General features: G+C 75.7%; 7 protein-coding genes. 4 read left to right on the top strand and 3 right to left on the bottom strand.

The window, feature by feature from the left end; genetic code table 11:
- The first annotated feature begins 16 nt into the window (after positions 1-16).
- Positions 17-5,683 carry an amino acid adenylation domain-containing protein gene (locus AB0K03_RS22940; protein ID WP_364687979.1) on the top strand — a complete coding sequence of 1,889 codons (5,667 nt, stop codon included), beginning with the start codon at positions 17-19 and terminating at the stop codon, positions 5,681-5,683.
- A gap of 4 nt (positions 5,684-5,687) precedes the next feature.
- Positions 5,688-9,530 carry an amino acid adenylation domain-containing protein gene (locus tag AB0K03_RS22935; RefSeq protein ID WP_364687977.1) on the top strand — a complete coding sequence of 1,281 codons (3,843 nt, stop codon included), beginning with the start codon at positions 5,688-5,690 and terminating at the stop codon, positions 9,528-9,530.
- 70 nt (positions 9,531-9,600) lie between these two features.
- Here AB0K03_RS22935 and AB0K03_RS22930 read toward each other — a convergent pair whose 3' ends face one another.
- The 3 genes from AB0K03_RS22930 to AB0K03_RS22920 all read right to left on the bottom strand — a co-directional run bounded on the left by AB0K03_RS22930 (position 9,601) and on the right by AB0K03_RS22920 (position 12,341).
- On the bottom strand, positions 9,601-10,737 hold the full coding sequence (locus AB0K03_RS22930) for a fatty acid desaturase (RefSeq protein WP_364687975.1): 1,137 nt from the start codon (positions 10,735-10,737) through the stop codon (positions 9,601-9,603).
- A 5-nt stretch (positions 10,738-10,742) separates the two neighbouring features.
- Positions 10,743-11,432 carry an iron-containing redox enzyme family protein gene (locus AB0K03_RS22925; RefSeq protein WP_364687973.1) on the bottom strand — a complete coding sequence of 230 codons (690 nt, stop codon included), beginning with the start codon at positions 11,430-11,432 and terminating at the stop codon, positions 10,743-10,745.
- Between the two features lie 69 nt (positions 11,433-11,501).
- Positions 11,502-12,341, bottom strand: a complete 840-nt coding sequence (locus tag AB0K03_RS22920) for an IucA/IucC family C-terminal-domain containing protein (protein ID WP_364687971.1) — start codon at positions 12,339-12,341, stop codon at positions 11,502-11,504.
- Between the two features lie 215 nt (positions 12,342-12,556).
- Between AB0K03_RS22920 and AB0K03_RS22915 the strand changes: the two genes are divergently transcribed.
- Positions 12,557-15,523 carry an amino acid adenylation domain-containing protein gene (locus AB0K03_RS22915; protein WP_364687969.1) on the top strand — a complete coding sequence of 989 codons (2,967 nt, stop codon included), beginning with the start codon at positions 12,557-12,559 and terminating at the stop codon, positions 15,521-15,523.
- Complete coding sequence (locus tag AB0K03_RS22910) at positions 15,520-16,791, top strand: cytochrome P450 (RefSeq protein WP_364687967.1); 1,272 nt, start codon at positions 15,520-15,522, stop codon at positions 16,789-16,791. The genes AB0K03_RS22915 and AB0K03_RS22910 overlap by 4 nt, the downstream gene beginning before the upstream one ends.
- Positions 16,792-16,820 lie beyond the last annotated feature (29 nt).

Here is a 16,820-nt window from a genome sequence, read left to right as displayed (position 1 = left end):
GACCTGGGGTGGATCGATGGGCCTTCTGCACGACGTCACCGCCGGGCACGACCCGCACCGGGTGGCCGTCCGGTTCCGCGACGGCGCGCTGACCTACGGCGAGCTCGACCGCGCGGCGAACGGGCTCGCGCACAAGCTGCGCGCGGACGGGATCGGCGGCGGCGACGTGGTGGGGGTCCTGCTCGACCGCGGGCCCCTGCTGCCGGTCGCCCGGCTGGCGGTGCTCAAGGCGGGTGCCGCGTGGACCCCCCTCGACCCGCAGCACCCGCCGGCCCGGCTGGCGCAGCAGATCGGCGACGCGGCCGCCCCGCTCGTGCTGACCAGCGCGGCCCTGGCCGGGCTCGTGCCGCCGGGCGTACGGCACCGGGAACTGGACGGGGTGGCCGGCATCGGGGCGGACACCGCGCCGGAGGTGGACGTCCGGCCGGCGGACCCGGCGTACCTGATCTACACGTCCGGCTCGACCGGCACCCCCAAGGGCGTCCTCGTCCCGCACGCCGCCGCGTCCGCGTACTGCCGCAACGCCGTGGCGATGGCGGCCCTGACGCCGGACGACCGGGTGGCCCAGGTGGCGAACCCGGCCTTCGACATGACGGTGTTCGACGGCTTCGCCACCCTGCTGGCCGGGGCCACGACGGTGGTGGTGCCCCGGGAGACGCTCACCGACCCGGCGGCGTTCACCGCGTTGCTGCGCGACGAGCGGATCACCTTCGCCTACCTGCCCCCGGCCGTCCTGGCGCTGCTGGACCCCGCGGACCTGGCCGGCAGCGACCTGCGCGGGCTCGACATCGGTGGCGAGGGCCTCAGCGCCGACCTGGTGAACCGGTGGGCCCGGCCGGGCCTGGCGCTGCACAACTCGTACGGCCCCACCGAGACCACCGTGGTGGTGACCGACCACGTCTGCGCGGCCGGGCCGGCCACCGCGCCGCCGATCGGACGGGCCCTGCCCCGGCACCGGGTCTACGTCCTCGACGCGCGGCTGCGGCCCGCGCCGATCGGCATACCCGGGCAGCTGTACGTGGCCGGCGCCGGCGTCGCGTACGGCTACCTGCGCCGGCCCGGCGTCACCGCGCAACGGTTCCTGCCCGACCCCTACGGCCGGGCCGGCAGCCGCATGTACGCCACCGGGGACCTGGCCCGCTGGCGCGCCGACGGGCTCGTGGAGTTCCTCGGCCGCACCGACCGCCAGGTGAAACTGCGCGGCCAGCGCATCGAGCTGGGCGAGATCGAGCACGCCCTGCTGGCCGAGCCCGGCATCCGCCAGTGCGCGGTGGTCCCGCACGGCGGGGAACTGGCCGCGTACCTGGTCGGCGACACCGAGCCGGGGCAGGCGCGCAAACACCTCGCCGCGCTGCTGCCGCCGTACATGATCCCCGCTGCCTGGACCGTGCTGCCGGAACTGCCGCTGACGCCGAACGGCAAGGTCGACCTGGCCCGGCTGCCGGAGCCGCAGCGCACCCCCCGGGCCGCGTACGTGGCCCCGGACGGCCGGACCGAACGGTGGCTCGCCGACACCTGGCAGGAACTGCTCGGCGGTGACCGGGTCGGCGCGGGCGACACCCTGTTCGCGCTCGGCGCCAACTCGTTGCACACCACCCAGCTCGTGGCCCGCGTCCGGGACCGCTTCGGCGTGGCGCTGCACCCGCGGCACCTGTACGCCGACCCGACGCTCGCCGAGCTGGCGGCGCGGATCGACGACCTGCGCGACGACACCGGGGAGGGCCGGGACATCGACGTCACCGACGACGAGCTGGACGAGGAGATCGCGGCGCTCCGGCGGGCCCTGGCCGAGAAACAGGCGGCCCGCGACCGGCGGGCGCGCCCGCACCGGCCCGGTACCCGCGACGGCGTGCTGCCCTGCTCCCTGCAACAGGAGGGGCTGTGGTTCGTCCAGCGGCTCCAGCCGTCCTCGCCCGTGTACCACATCGGGTACGGGCTGCGGCTGCGCGGCGTACCCGACCGGGCGGCCCTCGATGAGGCGCTGCGAGCGCTGGTCCGGCGGCACGAGGCGCTGCGGACCCGGTTCGTCGAGGTGGACGGCGTGCCCCGGCAGGTCGTCGATCCGCCGCCGGACGACCGGCTCGCGGTCACCGACGTGGCGCCCGCCGACGTCGAACGCTGGGTGTCCGGCCACGTGAGCCGGCCGATGGACCTGGCCGCCGGGCCGCTGTTCCGCGCCGCCCTGGCCCGGGTCGCGCCGGACGAACACGTGCTCATGCTGGTCGTGCACCACATCGTCGCCGACGGCTGGTCGGTCGGGATCCTCGCCGCCGAGCTGTCGCACCTGTACGACGCCGCGGTCGCCGGGACCGTACCGCGGCTGCCGGAGCTGACGATGCAGCCCGCCGATCACGCGGCCTGGCAGCGGGATCGGCTCGCCGGCCCGGAGCGGGACCGGCAGCTGGCCTACTGGCGTGAGCACCTCGCCGGGCTGGCGACCGTCGACCTCCCCGCCGACCGGCACCGGCCCGCCGAGCCGACGGGTGCGGGCGCGGTCGTCGCGCGGGACCTGCCTGAGGAGCTGTCCGACGCGGCGCGCAGCTTCGCGCGTACGCATCATGTCTCGTTCCTGGCGGTCTTCCAGGCCGCGCTGCTCACCGTGCTGCACCGCTACACCGGCCAGAGCGACCTGCCCATCGGGTCGATCTTCTCCGGGCGCACCCGCACCGAGCTGGAACCCGTGGTCGGCTTCCTCACCAACACGGTCGTCCTGCGCACCGACGCCGGCGGGAACCCCGAGTTCGCCGGGCTGGTCCGGCGTTGCCACGACACCGTCGTCGACGCGACCGTTCACCAGGACGTGCCGTTCGGCGTGGTCGTCGACGCGCTGCAACCCGAGCGGGTCGCGGGCCGCAATCCGCTGTTCCAGATCAGCCTGACGCTGCAGCCGGGCCGCGGCGGTGGCGGCGCCGGCGGGCTGACGCTCGGCGGGATCGGCGCGGAGGTCATCGCCACCGGCGTCGGGCACGCCCGGTTCGACCTGGGCATCGAGCTGAACGAGTCCCCCGACGGCCGGATCGGGCTGTCGATGGAGTACTCCACCGAACTGTTCGACGCCGACCGCATCGAGCGGCTCGCCGGGCACTACCTGACCGTGCTCGCCGCGGGCCTGGCCGCACCCGGTACGCCCATCGCCGAGCTGGACCTGATCCCGGCGGCCGAACGCCGCCGCGTGCTGCACGGCTGGAACCCGCCGCGGATCCGGCGCGCCCCGGGCCTGCTGCACGACGTCCTCGCGGGCCACGACCCGGACCGCGTCGCCGTCAGCTTCGGTGCCGACCGGCTGACCTACGGGGAGCTGGACCGGCGCGCGAACCGGCTGGCCCACGCGCTGACCGGGACGGGGATCGGCACCGGCGACGTCGTCGGCCTGCTCCTCGACCGTGGACCGCACCTGGTCGTCGCGCAGTTCGCCGTGCTCAAGGCGGGCGCCGCCTGGATGCCGCTCGACCCGCAGCATCCCCCGGCCCGGCTGGCGGCCCAGCTCGACGACGCGGGCGCCCCGCTGGTGCTGACCACCACCGCCCTCGCCCTGCCCGGCACCCGGCACTGGTGCCTCGACGAGCGCGAGTTCACCGGGCCCGACACCCCGCCGGCGACCGTCGTGCGGCCGGAGGATCCCGCGTACCTGCTCTACACCTCGGGCTCGACCGGCACCCCCAAAGGTGTCCTCGTCCCGCACGGCAGCGCGTACGCGTACTGCCGCAACGCCGTCGAGCTGTTCGGGACCGGGCCGGCCGACCGGGTCGCGCAGATCTCCAACCCCGCCTTCGACGCGGGCATCTTCGACCTGTTCGCGACCCTGCTCGGCGGGGCCACGATGATCGGGGCGGCCCGGGAGACCGTCGCCGACCCGGAGGCGCTCACCGCCCTGCTGTGCGAGCAGCGGGTGACGCTGGCGTACCTGCCGCCGGCCATCCTCGGCGTGCTCGACCCGGCCCGGCTGGCCGGCAGCGCCCTGCGTGCGGCGTTCAGTGCCGCCGAGGCGCTCCCCGCCGACCTGGCCCGGCGCTGGAGCCGGCCCGGTCTGGCCCTGCACAACTCGTACGGCCCCACCGAGACCACCGTGGTCGTCTCGGACCATCTGCTGCCGCCGGTCGCCCCGGACACCGCACCGCCGATCGGCAGGGCGCTGCCCGGCCACCGCATGTACGTCCTCGACGGACGGTTGCAGCCCGCGCCGATCGGCGTACCCGGGCAGCTGTACCTGGCCGGCACCGGCGTCGCGCACGGGTACCTGCGCCGTCCCGGCCTGACCGCGAGCCGGTTCGTCGCCGACCCGTACGGCGAGCCGGGCGAGCGCATGTACGCCTCCGGCGACCTCGCCCGCTGGCGCGCCGACGGCCAGATCGAGTTCCTCGGCCGCACCGACCGGCAGGTGAAGCTCCGTGGCCAGCGCATCGAGCCGGGCGAGATCGAGCACGCGCTCGTGCGGCACCCGGCGGTGCGGCAGGCCGTGGTGACCGTGCACCGCGGCACCACGCTCGCCGCCTACCTGGTCGGCGACCCCGATCTCGCCGACGTCCGCGAGCACCTCACGCGCCGTCTGCCCACGTACATGATCCCCACCGCGTGGGTGCTGCTGCCCGCGCTGCCGCTCACCCCGAACGGCAAGCTGGACCTCGCCGCCCTGCCCGACCCGGTCCCGGCCGCCGCCCCGGCCTTCGTCGCGCCGCGGACGCCGACCGAACGCTGGCTCGCCGGCGTCTGGGAGGACCTGCTCGGCACCGCGCCGATCGGCGCCGGTGCCGACTTCTTCGGCCTCGGCGGCAACTCGCTGCAGGTCGGCCGGCTCATCGCCCGGGTACGCGAGCACCTCGGCATCGACCTGCCGCCGCAGCACCTGTTCGCCTCGCCCGTCCTCGAGGAGCTCGCGGCCCGGCTGGACCGCCCGGCACCGCGGACCGCCGCGACGGACGGGACCGGCCTGGTCGCGCTGCGCACCGGCGGGGACCGGCCCCCGCTGTTCCTGGTCCACCCCGCCGGCGGCTCGGTGGTGCGCTACGTCCGGCTCGCATCGCTGCTCGGGGACGACCGTCCGGTGTACGCGCTGGAGTCCGGCGCCGTGGCCGGCAGCATCGCCGAGCGCGCCGCGCGGTACGCCGGCCTGGTCCGCCGGCAGCAGCCGCGGGGGCCGTACCACCTCGCGGGCTGGTCGCTCGGCGGGGTGATCGCGCAGGAGATGGCCCGTCAGCTCGGCGACGCGGTGCTCATCGCCGTCGACTCGGGGTTCCCGCCGGACCCGGCGCCGGTCACCGAGGCGGACGTGCTGGCCGCCTTCGTCCGCGACCTGGCCGACACGGCGGGCGTGGCCGGGCCCGCCATCGACCTCACCGCCGTCGCACCCGCCGACCACGAGGACATCGTCCTGGCGACGCTGGAGGACGCCGGGGTGTCCACCGCGGACCTCCGCGACGAGCTGCGCACCCGGTTCCGGGCGTACGCCGCCGACGTGCGGGCGTTCCACGAGCACCGCCCCGGCGGGTTCGCGGGCCGGGCGGTGCTGATCCGCGCCGCCGAGTCGAGCCCGGCCGACTTCACGATGTGGAAGGAGCTCTGTCCCGGGCTGGAGGAACTCACCTCCCCCGGCGACCACTTCACGATGGTGCAGCCGCCGCACGTCGAGGCGCTGGCCGCCATGATCCGCCGGTGCCTCGGGCACCGCGCAGAAGCGGAGCGCTGAGACGATGCGCCTGTTGCACGAGGCGCCGGCGGGGCAGGACGCGAGCCGCTGCGCCGTACGGTTCCGGGGACCGCGCCCCGGCGAGCTGTCCTACGGCGAGCTGGAGGCGCGGTCCAACCGGCTCGCCCATGCCCTCATCGACGCCGGGATCGGCGCGGGCACCGTGGTCGGCCTGCTGCTCGACCGCGGGCTGCACCTTCCGGTCGCCCAGCTGGCCGTGATGAAGGCCGGCGCCGCCTGGACGCCCCTGGACCCGCAGCACCCGTCCGCGCGCCTGGCGTTGCAGCTGCGCGACGCCGCGGTCCCGCTCGTGCTGGCGAGTGCCGACCTGGCCGGCGCGCTGCCGCCGGAGATGCCCCGCTGGATCCTCGGCGAGCGGGAACCGTCCGGCCCGGAGACCGCCCCGGACGTGACGGTGGACCCCCGGGACCCGGCGTACCTGCTCTATACCTCCGGATCCACCGGTACGCCCAAAGGTGTCCTGGTCCCCCACGAGGCGGCCGCCTCCTTCTGCCGTACGGCGGTGGACCTGTTCGCCCTCACCCCCGCCGACCGTGTCGCGCAGGTCTCCAACCCGGCGTTCGACACCCACATCTTCGACAGCTTCGCCACCCTGCTCGCCGGCGCCACGATGATCAGCGCCCCGCGCGGGAGCGTCACCGATCCGGCCGCCCTGACCGCCCTGCTGACCGGGGAAGGCGTCACCGTCTCGTACCTGCCGCCGGCGCTGCTGGCCCTGCTCGACCCGCGCGACCTGACCGGCAGCCCGCTGCGCGCCCTGATGATCGCCGGTTCGGCCCTCGGCGCGGACCTGGTCAACCGCTGGTCACGGCCCGGCCTGGCGCTGCACAACTCGTACGGCCCCACCGAGACCACCGTGGTGGTCACCGACTACCTGTGCCCCGCCGGGCCGCTGACCGCGCCGCCACCGATCGGCGCCGCCCTGCCGCACCACCGCGCGTACATCCTCGACCGGCGGCTGCGGCCGGTGCCGGTCGGCGTGCCCGGACAGCTGTTCATCTCGGGCACCGGCGTCGCGTACGGCTACCTCGGCCGGCCCGGCCTCACCGCCGAACGGTTCCTGGCCGACCCGTACAGCGACCCGGGCCGGCTCATGTACGCCACCGGCGACCTGACGCGCTGGCGCCCGGACGGGGTCATCGAGTTCCTCGGCCGCATCGACCGCCAGGTGAAGCTGCGGGGACTGCGCATCGAACTCGGCGAGGTCGAGCACGTCATCGGCCGCCATCCCGGGGTACGCCAGTGCGCGGTGACGGTGCACGAGGGGGCGCGGCTGGTGGCGTACCTCGTGGGCGATGCCCGGCCGGCGGCGGTCCGCGGGTCTCTGGCCGAGCGGCTTCCGGCGTACATGATCCCGACCGCGTGGCACGTGCTGCCGGAGCTGCCGCTGACCTCCAACGGCAAGCTGGACACCGCCCGACTGCCCGAGCCGGAGTTCGGCGCGCGGGCGTACGTGGCGCCGCGCACGGAGACGGAACGCTGGCTCGCCGGCACCTGGCAGGACCTGCTCGGCGCCGGACGGATCGGCGCCGGCGACACCCTGTTCGGGCTCGGCGCCAATTCGCTGCACACCACCCAGCTCATCGCCCGCGTCAGCGAACGCTTCGGCGTCGCCCTGCACCCCCGTGACCTGTACGCCGACCCCACGCTCGCCCAGCTCGCGGAGCAGCTCGACCGGACCGCCGACGACGCGCTCACCGAGCGGATACCGGTGGTCGCGCGCGACGGCGCCCTGCCGTGCACGGTCCAGCAGGAGGGGCTCTGGTTCGTGCAGCGGCTCGACCCGTCATCGCCGGTGTACCACCTCGGCTTCGGGTTGCGCCTGCGCGGCGACCTGGACCACGAGGCGCTGGAGGCGGCGCTGCTCGCGCTGGTGCGGCGGCACGAGGCCCTGCGGACCCGGTTCGTCGAGGTGGACGGCGGGCCCCGGCAGGTCGTCGACCCGGCACCGGAGACCCTGCGCGTGCCGGTCGGCGCGATCGCCCTCGGGGAGGTCGAGCGCTGGGCCGCAGGTCAGGTGAGCCGGCCGATGGACCTGGCCGCCGGGCCGCTGTTTCGCGCCGCCCTGGCCCGGGTCGCGCCCGGCGAGCACGTGCTGGTGCTGGTCGTGCACCACATCGTCGCCGACGGCTGGTCGGTCGGCATCCTCGCCGCCGAGCTGTCCCGGCTCTACGGTGCCACCGGGCCGGGCCCGGCGCCGCTGCCCCTGCAGCCCGCGGACCACGCGGCCTGGCAACGGGCGCGGCTCGCCGGCCCCGAGGGGGAACGGCAGCTGGCCTACTGGCGTGAGCACCTCGCCGGGCTGGCGACGGTCGACCTCCCCGCCGACCGACGCCGGCCCGCCGAGCCCACCGGGGCCGGGGCCGTGTTCGCCCGGCGGATGCCCGACGAACTGGTGGAGGCGGCGCGCAGCTTCGCGCGTACGCATCATGTCTCGTTCCTGGCGGTCTTCCAGGCCGCGCTGCTCACCGTGCTGCACCGCTACACCGGCCAGACCGACCTGCCGATCGGGTCGGTGTTCTCCGGGCGCACCCGCACCGAGCTGGAACCGCTGGTCGGCTTCTTCACCAACACGGTGGTCCTGCGCACCGACGCCGGCGGCGATCCCACCTTCGCGGAGCTGGTCCGCCGGTGCCACGAGACGGTCCTCGACGCGACCGTCCACCAGGATCTGCCGTTCGGCGTGATCGTGGACGCGCTGCAACCCGAGCGGGTCAGCGGGCGCAATCCGCTGTTCCAGATCAGCCTGACGCTGCAGCCGGGCCGCGGCGGGGGCGGAGCCGCCGGCCTCACCCTGGGCGGCCTGCGCGCCGACGAGGTCCGGTTCGGTACCCGCTTCGCGCGCTTCGACCTCGGCATCGAGCTGGCCGAGTCCCCCGACGGCCGGATCGGGCTGTCGATGGAGTACTCGACCGAACTGTTCGACGCCGACCGCATCGAGCGGCTCAGCGAGCATTTCCTGACCGTCCTCGGCGGCGGCCTCGCCACGCCGGACACCCCGGCCGCGGGGCTCGAGGTGATGCCGGCCGCCGAACGGTACGCGGTCCTGCACGGCTGGAACCCGCCGCCCGAGCCACGGGCCCGCGAGCTGCTGCACGAGGTCACCGCCGGGCACAGTCCGGACGCGGTCGCGATCGGCCACGGCGACGAGCGGCTCACCTACGCCGAGCTGGAGCAGCGGTCGAACCGGCTGGCGCACGCGCTCACCGGGGCGGGGATCGGCACCGGCGACGTCGTGGGCCTGCGCCTCGGACCCGGCCCCGGCCTTCTCGTGGCGCAGTTCGCGGTGCTGAAGGCGGGCGCCGCCTGGACACCGTCCGCCGACGCTGCGCCCGGCGGCGCGACGCCCGCACTGGTGCTGACCACGACGGCTCTCGCCCCGGCCGGCGTCCGGCACTGGTGCCTGGACGAGGGGGAGCTCACCGGTCCGGACACCGCGCCGGCGGTCCGCGTCGATCCGGCGGATCCGGCGTGTCTGCTCCCCGGCGGGTTGCTGACGCACGGGGCCGCGTACGCCCGCTGCGGGCGGGCCGTCGCCCGCTTCGGCCTCGGCCCGGCCGACCGGGTCGAGGTCGACGGGCCCGCCGCGGCGGACAGCGCGCTCGACTGCTTCGCGGCACTGCTGGCCGGCGCGACCGTCGTGGTACCGCCGCGGGGCGGCACCGGCACGGACGCACCGGCGGGCCGGGTCCTGCGCGGGCCGCTCGTCGACCCCGAGCCGGCGCCGCTCGTCGACCCCGAGCCGGCGCCGCTCGCCGAGCCCGAGCCGGCGCCGCTCGCCGAGCCCGAGCCGGCGCCGCTCGCCGACCCCGAGCCGGCGCGGTGAGCACGGCGGGGCCCGGCCGTGACGGCCGGGCCCCGCTGTCCGTTGCGTGGTCAGTGCTCGGGTCGCGTGGTCAGTGCTCGGCGAGCGCCTCCGACGGCTGCTGCCCCCGGTCCGTCTCCCAGCTGCGGAAGACCCGGTCGATCGCGGCGCCCATCCCCCACGTCTCCTGGTACGGCGGGCCCTCCGGCCCGGCGTCGATGTCGGCCTGGCGCGCGTACGCGGCCGTCGTCCACTCGGTCGTCGACGGGTAGCGGTGGTGGTAGTCGTGGTTGGGCAGGTCGCCGACCACGACGAGCAGCCGCGACGGCAGGTGGTAGCCGAGCGTCAGCGCCGTCCACCGGACCCAGGCCAGCGTCCGGCGGCCGGCGGGCACGGACCGCGCCGGCACGGGGGCCCCGCAGAAGCGCGCCGCCGTGTTCGCCGCGGTGTAGAACCGGTGGCCGTACGCCGGCACCCGCGGGGCCAGCCACTCGTGCTCGCCGAGCCGGTCGAGCAGGGCGCTGAGCTGCGCGAAGAGGATCACCGGCAGGACGAACGCGAGCACCAGCACCAGCGTGCCGTGCGGGAACCAGAACGGCAGCGACAGCCACCAGCCGAGCCAGACGGCGAAACCGATCCGCCGCCGGGCACCGACGCCGGGCTTGAGCGTGCTGCCGGCCCGGCCGAGGAAGCCGCGCCAGTAGAAGACCGGCGACAGGAACACCGTCCACGCCCGCCGCCACTGCCGCCGGCGCGGCACCCCGGGCCGGAAGCCGAGGTCGAGCAGGAACTGCACCGGCGGGTCGGCCTCCGTCGCGAAGATCTCCCGGCGGTGGTGGTTGTCGAAGTGCTCCTCCTTGAAGTCCCGGAACGTGTGGTAGACCGACAGCACGGTGACCACCTCGCCCCAGAACGCGTCGAGCGACGCCTTGCCCGAGAACCGGCGGTGCAGGGCCTGGTGGGCGATGACGAGCACCATCACCCGTTCCCCGGCCACGGTGAGCGTCCAGCCCAGCAGCAGCGCCACCCACCAGTAGGGGAACATCGCCGCCACGGCCACGGTGGACACCGCCAGGCCGGTCAGGAAGACGGTCAGCGTCACGGTGAGGTAGGACGCCCAGGTGTGCCGCAGCAGCGGCCGCTGCCCGGGCAGCGCCTTGCCGGTCTGCCAGGTCCAGAAGTGCTGCGTCCAGGCCGGGAACCTCAGGTAGGTCGCGCGTACGTCCATCGCACTCATGCCACCGCGGCGCTCGTCTTGATGTCGGCCTCCGCGGCGAGCCGGTCGAAGAACGCGGTCCACAGCCGCCACATCTCGTCCGCCGCGTGGTAGACCCGGTCCTCCTCCTCGGCGGTGAAGTCGGCCAGCAGCGCGTGGCCGGCCTCCTCGACGTGCTCGGGCTCCTGCTCGACGTGGATGGAGACCCACTCGTTGCCGGTGACGCCGGTGGTCCGCTCGATCGCCTTGCCGATGCTGGAGACCATGAGCAGGTCGGTGTTCTCGGTGGCGAAGATGAATCCCAGCGCCGACTCGCGCTGCTCGGACGCCCGGCGGTAGCCGTCGACCAGGGCGGCGGTCTCGGGGAACGGCGCGGTCCCGGTGACCCGCGCCCGGTCGAAGCCGCACCGGGCCATCGAGTCGGCGTAGATCACCTCGTGCGCCTTGCGGACGTCGCCGCCACCGGCCTCCTGGTTGAGGATGCTGGTGATGGCGCTCTTGGAGGCGATGTCGGGCAGGACGGCGACACAGCGGGCCAGGAAGGTCGGGAAGTAGTGCAGGGGGTGCCACCACTGCTCGATGAGGACGGCGGCCTGTTCCCGGGTCAGCTCGGCGCGGTCGACAGCCTCGAAGAAGGCATGGTTGCGGAAGGTGTCGAGGACGGGGCTGCCGGCGAGCCGGTCGCCGAACGACGACGTCGAGGTCATGGTCATCCACTCCTTGTGCGAATCGCTCGGGTCCTTGCGAGCGTAGGCAGGGCGGTACCGGGTGGGAGGTCACGTGAAAGGGCGACGGCCGCCCGGCGGCGGCCGCACCGACCGCAGGCAGCAGCTGGCGCAGACCTTCGCTTCCGGCAGGGTGAAGGCCAGGCAGCACGTGCGCCGGCGCACGGTCAGGCCGCCGTCCGGCGCGGGCACGAGATCGACGAGATCGCGTACGCCCAGCACGCCCAGCAACGCCTCGGCGTGGCCGGCGACCGGCTCGGGCAGCGCATCCGCGGCGTCCAGCAGCGCGTGGGCCACCGCGGAGGCGAGCGAGCCCAGCAGCGTCCGCGAGCCGATCCGGGTGGCGCTGCGGATGTGCCCGAGCACGGGCGTCAGGTGCGCGTCCAGCAGCGTACCGCGCAGGCGTGCGAGCAACGCCGCCTCGTCGGCCACCACGTCGGCCGGATCGGTGTGCCGCACCGCCGGATCGGAGCGCAGCACCGCCACCCGGACGGTGGGGCGCAGCGCGAGTCCCAGCACCGAGCGGGTGGTGTCGAGGCGTACGACCACGTCGGACGGGCGCAGCAGGGGGACGCGGCGCGCCGAGGCCCAGCCGAGCACGGCGGGCAGCGCCAGCGCGTACGTGTACGCCTTCCAGCCCAGCGCCGCGGCGGCGTGCGGGGTGGCCCGGCGGCGCAGCGCCACGGAGGCGAGCAGGTCCCCGACCCGGGTGCCGTCGGCCAGCGAGTCGGCGCGTAGCCAGCCGGGCCCGTCGGGGACCACGAGCACCGGGTCGAGGCTGCCGGGCGGGCGGTGCGCGAAGGCGGCGGCCAGGGTCGCGCGTACCGGCGCCAGCAGGTCGGGGCCGGTGAGCAGGGCCGGCGTGTCCACCCCGTCGATGCGGTGCAACACCCACCCGCCTTCCGCTCGCCGAGCTTCCTTCGCAGCCCGACGGTAGGTCCGGGCACCCGGCGCGGGCAGTCACGTGAAGCGGCGACGGGTCCGCCGCGGTGGGGCGCGTCAAGCCGGCATGTGTCCGCTGAACCCGGGACAGGCGGCCGTCTTGACGCTCCGAGAGCGGGTTCCGTTGACTGGGGTCCCGCCGGCGAAGCAGCGTAGGAGCGTCCGTGACCAGTGCCGTGACCCCCGTTCCGGAGCTGATCCGGGCCCAGGCGCAGCGCTCGCCGGGTGCGGTGGCCGTCGAGTCGGCCGGGCAGTGCCTGACCTACGCCCAGCTGCTCGCCGAGGCCGCCGCGGTGGCCGGGCGGCTGGGCCGGCTCGGCGTGGGTCCCGGCGACGTCGCCGCCGTGGCCGTGCCGCGCGGCGTCGACCTCGTGCCCGCGCTGCTCGGCGTCCAGCTGGCCGGGGCCGCGTACCTGCCGCTGGATCCCACCCATCCGGCGGAGCGGCTCAACGACCTGCTGCGCGACTCCGGTGCCCGGGCGCTGGTCACCGCGGACGCCGCCGGTGCCCGGGGGTTGCGCCTGGAGACCCGGGTGCACCTGGCGGAGCTGGCGCCGTACGCCGGGCCGCCGCCGGGTACGCCGGCCGGCCCGGGTGATCCCGCGTACGTGATCTACACGTCGGGCTCGACCGGGCGACCCAAGGGCGTGGTGATCACGCACGGGGCCTTCGCCGCCTTCATCGCGTCCATGCGGGAGCGGCCCGGCCTGCCCGCCGACGTGGTCCTGCCCGCCGTCACCACGGTCTCCTTCGACATCGCCGGGCTGGAACTGTTCCTGCCGCTGACCACCGGTGGCCGGGTCGTCGTGGCACGCCAGGACGAGGCGGCCGACCCGCGCCGGCTCGCCGCCCTGCTCGCCGCGACCGGCGCGCGGACGATGCAGGCCACCCCCGTCACCTGGCGGCTGCTGCTGGAGGCGGGTTGGTCACCGCCGCCGGGCTTCACCGTCCTCTGTGGAGGCGAACGGCTGCCGGCCGAGCTGGCCGACCGGCTCCTCGGCCCAGGTGTGGTGCTCTGGGACCTGTACGGGCCGACCGAGACCACCGTGTGGTCGTCGGTGACCCGCTACGAGCGGGACGTGCCGCCCCGGTTCCATCCGGTCCGGGGCACCGATCTGCTGGTGCTCGACGCGCGGCTGCGGCCCGTGCCCGACGGCGCCGAGGGCGAGCTCTACATCGGCGGGGCCGGGCTCGCCATGGGCTACCTGCGCCGCGCCGGCCTCACCGCGGCGCGGTTCGTGGCCGCGCCCGGCGGTACCCGGCTCTACCGCACCGGTGACGTCGCCCGCCGCCGGCCGGACGGGCGCCTCGACATCCTGGGCCGCAGCGACGACCAGCTCAAGATCCGCGGCTTCCGGATCGAGCCCGGCGAGATCGAGCACCTGCTGGCCCGGCTACCGGGAGTGGCCGAGGCGGCGGTCCGGGCGGCCGGGAACGGCGACGAGGTCCCTCGGCTCGTCGCGTACGTCCGGCCGGCCGACCCGCGGAACCCGCCGGATCCCGCGCGGCTGCGGCTCGACCTCGCCCGCACCGCGCCGGCGTACCTCGTCCCCGCGCAGATCGTGGTGCTGGACGAGTTCCCGCGGACGGCGAACGGCAAGCTGCACCGCGCCGCCCTGGCCGTACCACGGGTCACCGCCGGAGCGGAGGAGCCGGCGGCACCCGGCGCCGGCACCCTCGAACGGCAGATCGCCGGGATCGTCGCCGAGGTGCTGGAACGGCCGTCGGTCGGCGTGCACGAGGACTTCTTCACGCTCGGCGGCGACTCGCTGCGCGCCGTCCAGATCATCCTGCGGCTCAACGAGGAGCTCGGGTACGAGGTACCGATCAACGCCCTCTTCGAGGTCCGCACCGTATCCGGGCTGGCCGGCCTGCTCGACGCGGGCGGCACCCCCGAACCCCGGCCCGTACCGCTCGGCGACGGGCGCGGGCCCCGGCTGTCGGCCGCGCAGTGGCGGCTGTGGCTGCACCAGCGGTCGGAGCCGGGGAGCACCCTCGACAACGTGCCGGTCGTCGTCCGCCTGCCCGGCCCCCTGGACACCGCGGCCCTCGGCGCCGCCGTGACCGGCCTCCTCGACCGGAACGCGATCCTGCGCACCCGATACCCCACCGACGCCTCGGGCCTGCCCGTGGCCGTCGTGGAACCCCCCTGCACGGCAGGCCTGAGCGTGGAGGACGCCGACCCGCGCGCGGTGCTCGCCGCAGAGCTGTCCCGCCCCTTCGACCTCGCCACCGCCCCGCCGGTACGCCTGCGCCTGGTCCGCCGGCCCGGCAGCGGCGAGGCGGTCCTGCTGCTCGTCCTGCACCGCATCGCCGCCGACGACCGGTCCCGGGAGCTGATCGCGGGGCAGGTGCGGGCGGCGTACCGGGGGCGGGCCGTGGCGGCGCCGGCACTCGGCCACGGCGACTTCGCCGAGTGGCAGCGGGAACTGTCGGCGGGTCCCGCCGCCCGCCGGCACCTGGACTTCTGGCGTGCCGCGCTCGCCGGGCCGCCCGTCGCCGAGCTGCCGGCCGACCGGGCCCGACCGGCCGTCCGGGACGGTCGCGGCGGCACGGTCCGCTTCGAGGTGCCGGCGCGTGCGGGGCTCGGCGACGACGCGTTCGTGGTGCTGCTGACCGGGCTGATCGCCCTGCTGGCCCGGCGTACCGGAGGGCCGGACGTGGCCGTGGGCGTACCGGTCGCCGGGCGCGACCGGCCCGAGCTGGAGAACGTCGTGGGCATGCTCGAACAGACCGCGGTGATCCGGGTGCGCCTCGACGGCGAGACGGACCTCCCCGCCCTGCTCGCCCGGGTGCGCGACGCCGTCGCGGCCGCCACCGAGCACGCCGTGCTGCCCTTCGAGGACATCGTCGCCGCGGTCGCCGCCACGGCCGGGTCCGAGCCGGCACCCGGCCGGAACCCGCTGTTCGACGTGTTCTTCGCCGTCGATCCGCTCCCCGCCGACCCGCCGGGCTTCGACCTGCCGGAGGCGACCGGCACCCGCTACGACCTGAGCTGCCGCCTCGCCGAGCGCCCGGACGGCGGCTTCGACGGCCGGCTCGGGTACGCCACCCAGCTCTTCGACGCGGAGACGGCCGCCGAGCTGGCTCACGACTACGTCAAGCTGCTGACCGCGGAGGTGCCGGGATGACCGCCACGGAGACCGCATCCGGCGCGGCGGCCGGGCGTACGGATCCGATCCCGGACCTCGACCTGGCCGACCCGGACCCGGCCCGGACGCCCGGCATCGACGCGCTCCTCGCCGGTCTGCGCCGCGACCGTGCCGTCTTCTGGCACGGCCCGAAGAGCCGCCCCGGTTTCTGGGCGGTGCTCGGCTACGAGGCCACCCTGAAGGTCTACCGCGACTCGGCGACGTTCTCCGCGGCGCACGGCATGACGCTGGACACCCTGCGCGCCGAGCGGGACCCGGCCGGTGGGCTGATGCTGGAGGTCACCGACCCGCCCGAGCACCGGCGGCTGCGCCGCAGCGTCGCCGGCATCTTCGCCGACGGCATCGTCGCCACGCTGACCCCGCAGATCGACCGGTACGCCCGGGACCTGCTCGTGCGGATCCGGGACGGCGGCACCGAGATCGACTTCGCCGAGGCCGTCGCCGCGCGCATCCCCACCCACGCGGCCGGGCTGCTGCTCGGGTTGCCGCCGGAGGACCTCGACTGGATCACCGAACGCACCGCGCTGGTGTTCCTGTCCGGCGGGCCGGCCGACGCCGGCGTGGACCAGCGGGCCGCGGCGGAACAGGCCAACGGCGAGCTGCTCGGCTACTTCGCCCGGCTGCTACGCCGGGTCCGGCCGGGCTCCGGCGCCGAGACCTTCGTCCAGCGGCTCGCCGCCGGCACCGGCAAGCGGGACGCCCTCAGCACCGGCGAGGTCGTCCTCAACGCGCTCAACGTGGCCATCGGCGGCACCACGACGACGCGCAGCGCGCTGACCAACCTCATGGAGGCGCTGATCCGGTACCCCGCCGTGTTCGCGGCGCTGCGCGCCGGGCCGGAGGCGGTGCCGGCCGCCGTGGAGGAGGCCGTCCGGTGGGGGAACCCGGTGCGTCACCTCGCCCGGGTGGCGACCCGCGACGTGCAGCTGGCCGGCGCGCCGGTCCGGGCCGGCGATCCGGTCGTGGTGTGGCCGCGGTCGGCCAACCGGGACGAGGCCGTCTTCGCCCGGCCGGAGACGTTCGACCCGCACCGGCATCCGAACCCGCACCTCGGCTTCGCGGCCGGTACACACGGCTGCCCGGGCACCGCGCTGGGCCGGGCCCAGCTGCGCGCCGTACTGCGGCACACCGTCGACCTCTTCGGCGGTGCCGAGGCGGCCGGTCCGGCCGAGCTGATCCGATCCAACTTCCTGCACGGGTACGCGCACCTGCCGGTCCGGTTCACCACCGGACACCTCTTTACGTGACATCCGCCCGTACCGGGCACCGCCGTAGC

It is taken from the genome of Actinoplanes sp. NPDC049316 (genome assembly GCF_040677315.1).
Taxonomy (GTDB): domain Bacteria; phylum Actinomycetota; class Actinomycetes; order Mycobacteriales; family Micromonosporaceae; genus Actinoplanes.
The sequence above is the reverse complement of the archived record's forward strand: the minus strand, read 5'-3'. Positions and strand labels throughout refer to the sequence as shown.

Excerpts from the sequence above, each read along its gene's own strand:
- AB0K03_RS22940 (WP_364687979.1), top strand. The coding sequence starts at position 17 with ATGGGCCTTCTGCACGACGTCACCGCCGGGCACGACCCGCACCGGGTG.
- AB0K03_RS22935 (WP_364687977.1), top strand. The coding sequence starts at position 5,688 with ATGCGCCTGTTGCACGAGGCGCCGGCGGGGCAGGACGCGAGCCGCTGC.
- AB0K03_RS22930 (WP_364687975.1), bottom strand. The coding sequence starts at position 10,737 with ATGGACGTACGCGCGACCTACCTGAGGTTCCCGGCCTGGACGCAGCAC.
- AB0K03_RS22925 (WP_364687973.1), bottom strand. The coding sequence starts at position 11,432 with ATGACCTCGACGTCGTCGTTCGGCGACCGGCTCGCCGGCAGCCCCGTC.
- AB0K03_RS22910 (WP_364687967.1), top strand. The coding sequence starts at position 15,520 with ATGACCGCCACGGAGACCGCATCCGGCGCGGCGGCCGGGCGTACGGAT.